Consider the following 11,612-nt stretch of genomic DNA (forward strand, 5'->3'; position numbering starts at 1 on the left):
CCTGCGGGGCGCTGTTTATATACGAAAGGAGCTGGTATCGTGACCGTACCGAGCGACGTAAACAAGCATATTTACGCGGGGAACGGCGTGACGAGGGTGTGGCCGTATTCGTTTCTTTTGTACGACGCGGCCCACCTTCAGGTGTGGGTAAAGCGCGGGGAGGAGGAGTCCGTACAGCTTTCGGGCGGCTTTACGCTTAACGAGCTGGAGAAGACTGTGACTTATCCGCCGGAGGGGACGGGCGAGGCGCCTTTGTCTGCGGAGGACCAGATTATCATCATGCGCGTCGTGCCTGTTCTTCAGCTGCTGGATTTGCTGAATCAGGGGGAGTTCTTTGCCGAGGATATCGAGACGCAGTTCGACCTTATCGTGATGATGATCCAGCAGATTACGGAGACGCTGCGGCGCGCAGTCGTCGGCCCCGTCGACCAGACGGATTCCGGCGAAGCATATCAGACGCTGCTCGACGCAGTGGACGAGGCTAAGGCGGCACGCGACGAGGCCAAGCAGATAGCGGAGAATCTTTCCGAAGAGAACAAGGCGCAGATAGACGCCGCTCTTGCGGAGATGGAGAAGCTTATCGCAGACGCCGAAGAATATGCCGAAGAAGCCCGCAAACACGCTCAGGATTATATTCCGTTTTCTTTCGGGCGCTTTAGAATCCGCGGCAATCATCTCGTCGTCGACTATTACGGAGAATCCGGCAAGGACGACATAAAGATAAACACGGCGGGCCACATAATCGTCTACTCCGATGGTGAGGAGAAAATCGACGCCGGGCGCGTGCGAATCGCCTTTGTCGGAGACTATGAGGCCGACGCGCTTTATTCGTTCCTCGACTGCGTGAAATATTCCGGCTCGTGGTGGCTGCATAACGGCACTGAGCCGACCGTAGGCGTCGCGCCGGCAGACGGAAACGTGTGGATGCGCTTCGGCGCCAAAGGCGACGCCGCGACCGTTACCGTCGGAACCGTCACGACATTGGACGAAGGCGAGAGCGCGACCGTAACCAACTCCGGAGACGAATATGCAGCGGTGCTCAACTTCGGCATACCTAGGGGCGCGACCGGAGAACAGGGGCCTAAAGGCGACAAGGGCGATACCGGAGAGACCGGCCCGAAGGGCGATAAAGGCGACAAAGGGGACAAGGGAGATACGGGAGAGGCCGGCAAAGACTTTCAGATACTCGGCTACTACGCGAGCCTTGAGGCTTTGCAGGGCGCCGTAACGTCTCCCGGCATAGGCGACTCTTACGGTGTCGGAAGCGCAGCGCCCTACACCATTTATATATGGAGCGGCACGGAATGGGTAGACAACGGAAATCTACAGGGGCCGCAGGGGCCTAAGGGAGACAAAGGCGATAAAGGCGACACCGGGGCCGCCGGTCCGGCAGGGGCGGACGGAGCCGCCGCGGGATTCGGAACACCGACGGCGACGGCTTCGCAGCTTGCCTCGACTGCGGCTCCTACCGTTACTGTAACCGCTTCCGGAGACGATACTGCGAAAGTGTTTTCGTTCTCATTCGGCATACCGAAGGGCGAGAAGGGAGACACCGGAGCGACGGGGCCGCAGGGGGCTGCAGGAGCGAGCGTGACCGGCGCGAAACTTGTCGGGAACCATCTCGTCATAGTTACGAACGGATAGACGGATACGCGCAAGCGTGTCCAAACATCAAAAAAAGAAAACCTGCAAGGAGGAAAACGAAATGTCGGAAATAGACATAGGCGCGATATATCCGCTTCACAAGGGAACATGGAGCGAGACGGAAGCATACGACTTCCTGGATATGGTGATCAAGGACGGCTCAAGCTACCTCTGCATCGCGGAAGACGGCGCGCCGGCGGGAACCGCCGTGACGAACACGTCGTACTGGGGACAGATAGCGCAGAAGGGAGATACCGGAGCTCAGGGGCCTAAGGGAGACACCGGCGCGACCGGTCCGCAGGGTCCACAGGGACCTAAAGGTGCAACCGGAGCCACCGGCCCGCAGGGCCCCAGCGGCGTATATACTGGACCGCTGAAGCCTACGGCGAGTTATTGGCGGGGTGCCGCAATTAGCAGCAATAAACCTGCCACGCCATTAGGTGGCACGTGGGTAGTTATATTCATTGGCGGTGTCGACTCGCCAGCGGGTATGGCTAATCCAACTGGTGTAAATGGACTAGCAAACGTACTCGCTGGCGGAACTACAATATCGAGTGTGTCTACTTCTGCACAGGTTTCAGCAAATAACTGGTTCTGTTGGCGTATTCAGTAATCAGCGTAGATGAAGGAGTGTCAATAAATGCAGATAATCAAACGCACCATAGACAACAGCTACGTTATCGAAAAAAACGGTATGCCCTATCACGTCCCCAACGAAGGCGAGTTCGCCGAAGAGTGGGCCGAGATAAACGCATACGCCGAAGCACACCCCGACGAAGTGACGCTTGAAGAACCGTATGTCCCGACCGATGAAGAAATCGCGGAAGCCGAGCGCGCGGCGGCAGAGCGTGAAGCCAACGCCGTCCTCGCCTCCAAATCCCGAGCGAACATGGTACAGACCATGAGCTTCACATCTTCGGAGTTTGCGCTGCTCGCCAAAGCCGAGCTCTTCCCCGTCTGGACGGTCGGCGAGACATATCCGCAGGGCCGAAGGATACAGCACGACGGCATAGTCTACGAAGTCGTTGTATCAGCTGGCGTGACGGCGCAGGAATACCAGCCGCCGAGCGGAGAGGGGATGCTTGCCGTCTACCGTCCGCTCTCCGTCGACCCCGAAACAGGCACGGAATCGGACGGTACGCAGGACAATCCTTACGTTTATATCTACGGCATGGACGTGGAGAAAGACAGCTACTACAGCTACAACGACAGGCTTTACAAGGCTGAGGCGGATATGCCGGCCTGCGTCTGGACGCCGGACACCGAAGGGCTTTGGCAGTGGACGGAGATAACGGAGACGGCGTAAAATAACGGCAAGGAGGCGGCTGCTGTGGATATGGGCGTTCATAAGAGCTTGAAAGAGCGTATTGCGGAATATGCGGACGAATATGTTTGGGAAGAGTGGGACACTGGCGAGCCTTGCGGTGGCGAAGTGCTGTAGGAAATGCGCCCGGTCCGCTGCGCAGTCATATAGAAAAACAAAAGGCTCGGCACTGCGCCGGGCTTTTTCTCTTCTTTTCTATGTGTCTATGCGTCGTGCTCCTTTATCCACGCGAGCAGATCTTCGTACTGTGCTTCGCCCGCTGCAAGCTTCAGGAATATGTCGGAGAGCTCCTGCTGTGTGTATCGCAGCTCTATACCGTTGATGGCGAGGAACACGAGCGTCGCGTGCGCCGCTATGCGTTTGTTGCCGTCGATGAAGGCGTGGTTTTTGACCAGGCCGAATCCGAGGCGCGCCGCCTTATGTACGAGCGTCGGATAAAGCTCCTCGGAGCCGAAGGAAGCAAATGGCGCGGCGAGGGCTGACTCAAGAAGCCCATCGTCGCGCAGTCCGGCCTGTCCGCCGGTCTCGATTATAAGGTATTCGTGCAGGGCGAGTATCTGCCGCTTGCTCAGCGTCTTCACTTGGCGAGGACCTCGTAAGCTTCGCGGTTCTGCTCTATCAGGCGTTTGGAGATGCTCATAACGTCCTCGTCGGTGGCTTCCTGTATTTGCTCTGCCCGGCTGAACTCTATGACGATATAGCGCGGCACGTTGTTCTTTAGAATGACAGCCGCGCCTTTTTCATCGACCATCCTCGCGACCTTTGAGAAATTCTGATTCGCTTCGGTTATAGAAATAAGATTATCCGTGTTTACCATCATAGCCGTCACATCCTTTCAAGAAATATTATAGCTTAAATAGGAGAAATATAACCTATATAAAGGAGGCGTTTACAGTGAACGACTGGAAGCCTAACCAAAAAGTCGCGCAGTGGCGCAAACTCGCCGAATACTGGGGCCGTCAGACGGAATGTCCGGCGGCCCTTATTCTTGCCGTTATAGAGCAGGAATCCGGCGGAGACAAGGACGCCGTGCGCTATGAGCCGGAGTATGAGAAGAAATATAAAGCCAGATGCGAGGAGGTAGCGGCAGAAGCAGGCATAAGCGTTTCTCAGGCCGCTTCGAGCTACGGCCTTATGCAGCTTATGCTGCCGCTTGCCTGGGGATATATGAGCGAGGAACAGAGGCAGGGAAATGTAGTCGCCATAGTCTGTGATCCGGCGCAGAACGTCCGTTTCGGAGCGGCGCATCTCGGCGTGCTGCTTAAGAAAGAGCTGAACAGATATAACGACAACGTCAGCCGCGCGCTCGGACTGGAAAAAGAGATAGACGCCAGGATAATACGCGCTGTTGCCGGAAGGTACAACGGCGCCGGTAGTTCCTCGGATTACGCGAAAAACGTCTGTTCGCTGTGGCGGCGTTACGAAACATGGCTTAAAGAGGAGGTTTAACATGCAGGAAGCTATGGCTCACAGCACAAAGAATTTCAAGGTCACCGAGTTCGCCTGCAAGTGCGGCCGCTTCGAGTGTCTGCACTACGGGATAAAGCAGGAGCTTATAAACGCCGTGCAGAAACTGCGCGACCTTGCTGGTGTAGCGATATTCGTCAATTCGGGATACAGATGTCCGTGGTGGAACGAGAAAGTGGGCGGAGAGAAGAACAGCATGCACGTGAAGGGGCTCGCCGCGGATATATGGTGCGAGGAGCTTACGCCGGAGGAGCTGAAGAAATTTGCAGAGGAGATACCGGAGTTCGCGAACGGAGGCATAGGCATATACAACTGGGGCATCCACGTCGACGTGCGCGGACGCAGGGCCCGCTGGGACAGACGGACGAAGAGAAAATAAGACGATGAGCCAGCAGGAAATAAACGACTTCTTCGAGAGCTGCCGCCGCGTGTTTACTCTGTTGTTTCCTTTTCTGCTCGTCGGCATGGTGACGAGCTTGGTAGATTTTTTGCAGAAACACCTGGGGAGAGAACGCTTCAGGCTGACGAAGCTTATAGTCGGCGTTACGTCCGATATGTTCCTGGCCTTCGTCGTCACATGTCTGGGGCAGGAGTTGAAGATAGGCTCTTACGGAATTGCGGCGATGGTCGCAGTCGCTGTACATAAAGGCGGCGGCTGGATAGACAGAATCGTTGACCAGAGACTTGAGATAGGGAGGCGCGACTATGGAGAAAAAGACGAAGATTAGCAGGCTGTTCGGCTACCTCAACTCGCTGCCGTGGACGAAGCCGCTCGCGATACTCACGTGGGCGGCTATTATGCTCGTCTTCGTCCTATCGTGGGCGCTCGGACGCGACGTTCCGCCGAACGCTATGGAGCTCGGCATATACTTCGGCGGCGTGGTGTTCGCTGCCGCCGCGGGCAAGTCCGGCTACGAGGCCGTGAAGCGTCCGAGGGGGCCGCGCGATGAGCGTTAAGGACTTATTCAAAGAGCATGAGTGGCTGTGGATTGTAGCCGCACTTGCAATCTTTGTAGCTGGGGCTTTGTGCGCGGTGTGGACCAACGCGAGAAACGCCGGAGACATACGCGCGCCGGTAGAAGAGATTGCGGCTACGGAAGATGCGTCCCGGAAAATAAGCGAGACGATAACCGAAGCCCAGAAGCAAAGAGACAGACTGCCGGAGGTTGTGAAGGATGCGAAAGAAAAAGCTGCTCAGAGCGTCAGCGCTGATACTGACGACGATATTGCTCGCCGCTGGAACGGCCTGCTCAGACGATACCGCAGCAGTCGAACTCAGACCGACGGGGTACAGTCTGACTGAGCCGTCGTATGTCGTGCCGGTACGAGACGGGCGCGACACTGTTGAGCTTATCGAGACGCAGGCGGTGGAGCTGACGGCGCTGCGCGAGTATCTCGCCGCGCAGAACGCAAGCCTTGAGCAAATAACGAAGGAATTCAGCGTGCTGGAGGCCGCCGTAGCTGAGGAGCGCGCCGCGTGGACGGCAGAAGCTGAAAAGCTCTCGAAACAGAACCGGAGGCTTTCGTCTCCGTGGTCCGTCGGGTTCTTCGGCGGGTATGACCCGTTTAGGGATGAGGCCGTTTGCGGCGTTGGTGTTGTGTATTCGGTCATTAGGTTTTGAGGAAGCAGACGGTAGACGAGCGGTAGACGAAAAAGAAAAAGGACTTTCGGAAAACTCCGAAAGTCCTGTAATATCAATGGTGGGCGATATTGGGTTCGAACCAACGACTTCCACCGTGTGAAGGTGACACTCTACCGCTGAGTTAATCGCCCGCCGCAACAGTTAGATATTATATCGGCAAAGACGTGATTTTTCAATAGCTTCGGTAAAAATTCCTGTGCGGGGGCGTATATGGTGCCGAAAAAAGTTATGCGCCGCCGCCTGGACATAGCGTCAGCCTATGAGTATTAAGCCGGCCTGATAGACCGCGAACGTCACCAGCCACGCCACCGCGAGCTGAAAGAATGCGGCGAAGCCCATCCAGCTCCAGCTGTTCGACTCTTTGCGTATCGTGCTCAGCGTCGCCGCGCACGGTATGTAGAGCAGGCAGAACACCATCATGCAGTAGGCGTTCAGCCGCGTGAAGCCGATTGCCTGAAGCTCCTGGGCGAAAGCCGACATGCCGTCGGGGGAGCTGGCGTTGACGATGCCGAAGAGGACTGCGCAGCTCGACACGACGACTTCTTTCGCGGATATACCCGCGATCAGCGCGACGTCTATCTGCCAGAAGCCGAGGCCTATCGGCCTGAAGAACGGCGTGAGCAGCTTTCCTATAGAGGCCCCGAAGCTTTTGGACATGTCGGCGGAGTAGCCGTCAGGACCGAAGTTCAGCAGCGCCCATATGATAAGCGTAGCTACGAAAATCGTAGTCCCGGCCTTGCCGAGGTAATCCTTGACCTTTTCCCATACGTAAATCGCGACCGTTCTCGAGTCGGGCGTCTTATACTCAGGAAGTTCTATCAGCAGGTAGTTGACGTTGTTTTTCTTATCGATCAGGTGGATGACGGCGGAGACTGCGATAGCTACGGCTATTCCGATCAGATACATAGAGTAGGCGACTATCATCGCGTCTTCGGCGAAGAACATTTCAGAGAAAAGGATGTAGATTGTCAGGCGGGCGTTGCAGCTCATGAATGGAGTGACGAGCATGACCTTATATCGGTCGCGTTCGTTCTCGAGCGCGCGCGATGCCATTATTGCGGGCACTGTGCAGCCGAAGCCGAGCAGCATCGGTATGAAGGCCTTGCCAGAGAGTCCAAGCTTGCTCATCACGTCTTCCATTACGTAGGCGACGCGCGCCATATAGCCGCTGTCTTCGAGCAGAGCGAGACAGAGGAACATTATAAGGATGTTCGGAAGGAAGGTCACGATGCTGCCGACGCCTGCGATTATCCCGTCTATCACGAGCGACGAGACGACCTCGCCCGCGCCTGCCGCGCCGAGCAGCCCTCCGGCTGCGCCTGATATCCAGTCGATGCCGGACTCGAAGTATCCCTTTATCCAGTCGCCGACCGTAAAGGTCAGGAAGAAAATGACGGCCATGAGCCCGAGGAATATCGGGATGCTCCACACCCTGCTCGTCAGTATTCTGTCGGCGTTTTCCGTGAGCATGTCCTGGCGTTCCTTGTGGAGCATGACTTCCTTGATGATTTCGCTGATGAAGTCGTATTTCTGATTTATGATGTCGGACTCGTAATTTCCATCCAGAACGTCCGGCATATCAACTGGATACTTCGCGCTTATCTCCTTGTCGCCCTCAAGCAGCTTCAGCGCGTGCCAGCGGTAGTTGACCAGATTTGGATACCGTCTTTTCAGCTCGGGGATGATCTGGTCGATTTTGTCCTCGATGGCGTCTGAGTAGACCATGGCGAATTCCGAGTGGTGGTCGTGCTCGTGTTTTGAAGTATATTTGTGGATGTGTATCAGTCTGTCAGTAGTGTTGTGATCTTTGTGGTGTATAGCGGCGTGAAGAAGCACGTCGAGTCCGCGGCGTTTTCTCGCCGATACAGGTATTACGGGAATGCCGAGCATCTCCGGCAGCCTGTGGAGGTCGATCTCCATTCCGCGCTTTTCCACTATGTCCATCATATTCAGCGCCAGCACTACGGGACGCCCGAGCTCAAGCAGCTGGAGCGTCAGATAAAGGCTGCGCTCGAGCGCCGAAGCGTCTACGACGTTGATGACGACGTCCACCTCGCCGCTCATGATGAAGCTGCGGGATACGGTCTCCTCCATCGTGTACGAGGTAAGGCTGTACGTCCCTGGAAGGTCTACGAGCCGTATATCGACGTCGTGATCCTTGATAGCTCCCTCTACTTTTTCGACCGTGACCCCCGGCCAGTTCGCCACTTTGAGGTTGGCCCCGGTATAGGCGTTGAAAAGAGTCGTCTTGCCGCAGTTGGGGTTCCCTATGAACCCTATCGTCATTTGTTCGCTCATTGTTCCGGTCTCACTTCGATGTTTCTTGTAATATTACGCCCGAGCGCGAAGCGCGTCCCGCGCAGCTTTATGATAAGAATGCCGTCGCCCTTCCTGTTAAGGACGGAGACGGACGTTTCTCTTGTCATCCCGAGCGCTTCTAGCCTGCGTTCAAGCTGAAAGGGCAAGGACATACTCTCAACGACGTATGTCAGCCCGATTTGCGCGTCCTTCAAAAGCATATTTTCCCCCTCCTCAGAAAGTATGCAAAATTTTAGCAACAACTTTCATTTTACATTGCATAAAAACGGTAAGTCAATGATAACCGTTCGCCGCACGTCCGCAGCATACGGAGCGCGGCGTTAATTTTTCACTTGCCTAAAAGTTGTTTGCAATGTAGAATGCTTCTAGCCTGTCGGCTTGCGGGAATGGCGGAATTGGCAGACGCGCAAGACTTAGGATCTTGTGTCTATGACGTAGGGGTTCAAGTCCCCTTTCCCGCACCAATCATTCTGCTAAACTAATCCCAACTCCTTGAAACTCTAATAAAAATCAGGTGATAGCCTGATTTTTGTGCTATTATATCACCGCAACTCGTTGAAACTTGATGAATCTAAACGAAGTAAAAAAACGGCACGAGGTCGGCACCAAACCAAACAGAACCCATATTTAGCTATTTTGTGCCGGGCCTATGTGCCGAGAGGTGGCGATGAATAGTGGCTCTGACTGAAAAAACGCTTGCAAAAGAGATAAAAAAAGCGATGGAATCCGGCAGGCGGGGCACCATCATGGACGAAGGAGGACTGTTTCTTGAGGTGTTCCCGCAGACCGGGCATAAGTCATGGCGGATAAGGTACTCTCTTCACGGAAAAGAGAAAAAGAAGAAAATCGGGGAATATCCGTTAATGTCGCTCAAAGAAGCGCGTGCGATACGTGACGAAGCTCGCGCGAAAATTCTACGCGGAATAAACCCCGAGACGCCGGACATAGAGAAAGTAAAGCTCAAAGATGTCTATGCCGAGTGGATAGAAAAGCGTTTATGCAAAGAATGCACGCCAACGCACGTTTATAAAACCGGGCTGCGTATGAAGCGCGTGCTTGCTGAATACGGCGAGTATCCGATCGGAGCGGTTACGAGCAGCGAGCTTGTCCGTGTGCTGCATGAAATCCAAGACGAAGGACACGTAGAAACGGCTCACATGGTGCGTCAGCTCTGCGGGCAGATGTTCCGTTACGCAATAGCGGCCGGATATACAAAATATGACCCGACATATGCGCTTCGCGGCGCGCTCACTAGAGTTGTGTCGAAGAATCTGGCGCGCATTACGGAGCCGGAGGAAGTCGGCCGGTTCCTACGAGATATACGGGATAGAGTTAATTCGCCCACAATGAAAATCATGCTGCAAATGCACGCCTATACCTTTGTCCGTCCCGGAGAAATTCGGCGCGCCGAATGGAGTGAGTTTGACTTAAAACATAAAGAGTGGCGAATCCCTGCGGAAAAAATGAAAATGCGCCGCCCTCATATCGTCCCGCTCGCTAGCCAGGTAATAGCCCTGCTTGATGACTTGCGCGTGATGACCGGGCACGGGCGCTATCTCTTTCATGGTTTATGCTCATGGGACGGCTCGCGGTGTATTTCAGAAGGAGCAGAGAATAAAATCCTGCGGGAACATGGGTACGGGCATGATGTCATGGTAGCTCATGGCTTCCGCGGCATGGCCTCGACGTTACTTAACAGCTCGATGCTGTTCCGCCCAGATGTGATAGAGGTGCAGTTGTCGCACATTGACCACAACACGGTGCGGCTGACTTACAACGACGCCGATTACATGGAACAGCGGCGCGTCATGATGCAGTGGTACGCCGACTATCTCGACTCGCTTAGAGACGGGACGCCTATACCGCCGAAGCCATAGCTCGGCAAGTTACAGGCAAGTAAAAAATATCTGGACTATCACAGGACTTTAACAATGCCGCGCCGGAATTTGCTCCAGCGCGGCAAGTTAAAATCTGAATCCGGTCAACTAAATTCGGAAAATCCGAATTTTGTGGCGCAACTATCCGGGGTTACCGGATAGTTGAAGGCAGTGCCGCACATACTTACTGCGTGTATAATGATTATATATTTTGATAAGGATGTGATGTGCGTGCCGTTTATCGAGACGGATTTAGTCAAGTTCATAGTCCTTGTAATTCCCGGCATACTGGGGATGTGGGTATATAAGCCGTTTGTTTATCGAAGTGATGACCTTGAACACGAGAAACACGATATAACAATCGCGCTCATATTTGGGCTTTGCGGGTACACGGCGGCTTGGGCAATGTCTTACGTTTGGCAGCCCGCACAACAAACCGGGGTGAGCTTGATAATATCCTCTGTAACATCAGTCGTGATAGCGACAGTAGTCGGGATATTCAGCCGTGAACTTGGACAACTTGCAAACAAGCCTGCTGCGTGGCACAGCAAGCTGCACAACCTTCCGGTAGACCATCCGGGTGGTCGAGCCGTCAGCGCGTTCTTTACAGACTTCTTTGACAAGATGCCGGACAGGTCGGAATATCGTGTTATCGCCAAAGTCTACCGGGTCGGAGAACCAGAGAAAGCCGTAATCGGGCCGTTGCTTGTTAAGTCTGACAAGTACAGAGAAATCCTGATAGACTGCTACCCGCCGCTTGATAGCGATTTTCTGGAAAAGAACCGCGCCCAAATATCAATATGGGCGCGGGCGGTGAATACAGACAGCGGCACGGTTACGGAGTTGGCCGCTTTCTACGGTAAGAAGCTGGACGAACTCTTTGAAGGGAAATACGAACTAATTTGAGTTATCAGCTTCGCCGCTTTTCGCCTCCGTCTCGTTGTTCTTTGATGGTTCGGCAGTCGGCCTGTCCACGGGGACGCGAATTTTCGCGCTTACCGTCTGATGGTCATACGCCATCGTCGGGCTTTTCGGCTCTTTAGCTTTTTCGCTCATAACTTCACCTCCTCACCACACTGAACAGCCCGGACGTTCGCACCGCCCGGGCTGGTTTTGTTGTTACCTGTCTTTGTTTTCCTCCGCCGCTAGTTCTGGATACGTCTCCTTGAAAATCTCTTCCTCGATGTAGCGCAGCGCGCCCTCTCGCGTCTGGTACGGCCCGGCTGTATCCTTCGTGATGTGGTAGACGTAAAACCCCGCCGCGTGGTCTTTGCCGAACTGCTTCAGCGCCTGCTCTCCGTCAAGGTAGACGGTACGGTACTGCTCATATAGGGACAT

General features: G+C 54.6%; 16 protein-coding genes and 2 tRNA genes. 11 read left to right on the forward strand and 7 right to left on the reverse strand.

The annotated features are described in order from the left end of the window. Window positions 1-39 precede the first annotated feature (39 nt). The 3 genes from B5F39_RS02405 (at window position 40) to B5F39_RS02415 (ending at window position 2,950) form a co-directional block, all read left to right on the forward strand. Window positions 40-1,644, forward strand: a complete 1,605-nt coding sequence (locus tag B5F39_RS02405; RefSeq protein ID WP_087363465.1) for a hypothetical protein — start codon at window positions 40-42, stop codon at window positions 1,642-1,644. A 61-nt stretch (window positions 1,645-1,705) separates the two neighbouring features. Then, complete coding sequence (locus B5F39_RS14685) at window positions 1,706-2,257, forward strand: collagen-like protein (RefSeq protein ID WP_204245017.1); 552 nt, start codon at window positions 1,706-1,708, stop codon at window positions 2,255-2,257. A gap of 27 nt (window positions 2,258-2,284) precedes the next feature. After that, on the forward strand, window positions 2,285-2,950 hold the full coding sequence (locus B5F39_RS02415) for a hypothetical protein (RefSeq protein WP_087363466.1): 666 nt from the start codon (window positions 2,285-2,287) through the stop codon (window positions 2,948-2,950). Window positions 2,951-3,171: 221 nt separating this feature from the next. Here the strand turns inward: B5F39_RS02415 and B5F39_RS02420 are convergent, their stop codons facing one another. Together B5F39_RS02420 and B5F39_RS02425 are read right to left on the reverse strand one after the other, a co-directional pair. After that, on the reverse strand, window positions 3,172-3,549 hold the full coding sequence (locus B5F39_RS02420; RefSeq protein ID WP_087363468.1) for a type II toxin-antitoxin system death-on-curing family toxin: 378 nt from the start codon (window positions 3,547-3,549) through the stop codon (window positions 3,172-3,174). Beyond that, entirely contained in the window at window positions 3,546-3,788 is a 243-nt protein-coding gene (locus B5F39_RS02425) for a type II toxin-antitoxin system Phd/YefM family antitoxin (protein WP_087363469.1), read from the reverse strand. The genes B5F39_RS02420 and B5F39_RS02425 overlap by 4 nt, the downstream gene beginning before the upstream one ends. Window positions 3,789-3,862: 74 nt before the next feature. Here B5F39_RS02425 and B5F39_RS02430 point away from each other — a divergent pair, with 74 nt between their 5' ends. From B5F39_RS02430 to B5F39_RS02455, 5 genes are all read left to right on the forward strand, one after another. After that, window positions 3,863-4,417, forward strand: coding sequence for a lytic transglycosylase domain-containing protein (locus tag B5F39_RS02430; RefSeq protein WP_158095900.1), 555 nt, complete (start codon window positions 3,863-3,865; stop codon window positions 4,415-4,417). 1 nt (window position 4,418) lies between these two features. Next, window positions 4,419-4,814, forward strand: coding sequence for a D-Ala-D-Ala carboxypeptidase family metallohydrolase (locus B5F39_RS02435; protein WP_087363472.1), 396 nt, complete (start codon window positions 4,419-4,421; stop codon window positions 4,812-4,814). Between the two features lie 4 nt (window positions 4,815-4,818). Further along, a complete protein-coding gene (locus tag B5F39_RS02440; RefSeq protein WP_087363474.1) occupies window positions 4,819-5,163 on the forward strand; it encodes a hypothetical protein in 345 nt (114 codons plus the stop codon). Then, a complete protein-coding gene (locus tag B5F39_RS02445; RefSeq protein ID WP_087363476.1) occupies window positions 5,141-5,392 on the forward strand; it encodes a hypothetical protein in 252 nt (83 codons plus the stop codon). The genes B5F39_RS02440 and B5F39_RS02445 overlap by 23 nt, the downstream gene beginning before the upstream one ends. A 218-nt stretch (window positions 5,393-5,610) precedes the next feature. Further along, complete coding sequence (locus B5F39_RS02455; RefSeq protein WP_143330621.1) at window positions 5,611-6,057, forward strand: hypothetical protein; 447 nt, start codon at window positions 5,611-5,613, stop codon at window positions 6,055-6,057. Window positions 6,058-6,134: 77 nt separating this feature from the next. Here B5F39_RS02455 and B5F39_RS02460 read toward each other — a convergent pair. The 3 genes from B5F39_RS02460 to B5F39_RS02470 all read right to left on the reverse strand — a co-directional run bounded on the left by B5F39_RS02460 (window position 6,135) and on the right by B5F39_RS02470 (window position 8,597). Next, window positions 6,135-6,209 (reverse strand) — tRNA-Val (locus tag B5F39_RS02460). A 121-nt stretch (window positions 6,210-6,330) separates the two neighbouring features. Next, window positions 6,331-8,376 carry a ferrous iron transport protein B gene (gene feoB, locus B5F39_RS02465; protein ID WP_087363482.1) on the reverse strand — a complete coding sequence of 682 codons (2,046 nt, stop codon included), beginning with the start codon at window positions 8,374-8,376 and terminating at the stop codon, window positions 6,331-6,333. Continuing rightward, complete coding sequence (locus tag B5F39_RS02470; protein WP_087363484.1) at window positions 8,373-8,597, reverse strand: FeoA family protein; 225 nt, start codon at window positions 8,595-8,597, stop codon at window positions 8,373-8,375. The genes feoB and B5F39_RS02470 overlap by 4 nt, the downstream gene beginning before the upstream one ends. 180 nt (window positions 8,598-8,777) lie before the next feature. On the opposite strand from B5F39_RS02470, the gene B5F39_RS02475 reads away from it, so the two are divergent. From B5F39_RS02475 to B5F39_RS02485, 3 genes are all read left to right on the forward strand, one after another. Then, window positions 8,778-8,861 (forward strand) — tRNA-Leu (locus tag B5F39_RS02475). Window positions 8,862-9,071: 210 nt separating this feature from the next. Further along, entirely contained in the window at window positions 9,072-10,274 is a 1,203-nt protein-coding gene (locus tag B5F39_RS02480; RefSeq protein WP_087363486.1) for an integrase arm-type DNA-binding domain-containing protein, read from the forward strand. A 231-nt stretch (window positions 10,275-10,505) separates the two neighbouring features. After that, window positions 10,506-11,180, forward strand: coding sequence for a hypothetical protein (locus B5F39_RS02485; RefSeq protein ID WP_158095901.1), 675 nt, complete (start codon window positions 10,506-10,508; stop codon window positions 11,178-11,180). Here B5F39_RS02485 and B5F39_RS14160 read toward each other — a convergent pair. Together B5F39_RS14160 and B5F39_RS02490 are read right to left on the reverse strand one after the other, a co-directional pair. Beyond that, window positions 11,172-11,330, reverse strand: coding sequence for a hypothetical protein (locus B5F39_RS14160; RefSeq protein ID WP_158095902.1), 159 nt, complete (start codon window positions 11,328-11,330; stop codon window positions 11,172-11,174). The genes B5F39_RS02485 and B5F39_RS14160 overlap by 9 nt on opposite strands. A 63-nt stretch (window positions 11,331-11,393) precedes the next feature. Next, window positions 11,394-11,612, reverse strand: a complete 219-nt coding sequence (locus tag B5F39_RS02490) for a hypothetical protein (protein ID WP_087363490.1) — start codon at window positions 11,610-11,612, stop codon at window positions 11,394-11,396.

The sequence above is a fragment of the Cloacibacillus sp. An23 genome (assembly GCF_002159945.1).
Lineage (GTDB): Bacteria > Synergistota > Synergistia > Synergistales > Synergistaceae > Caccocola.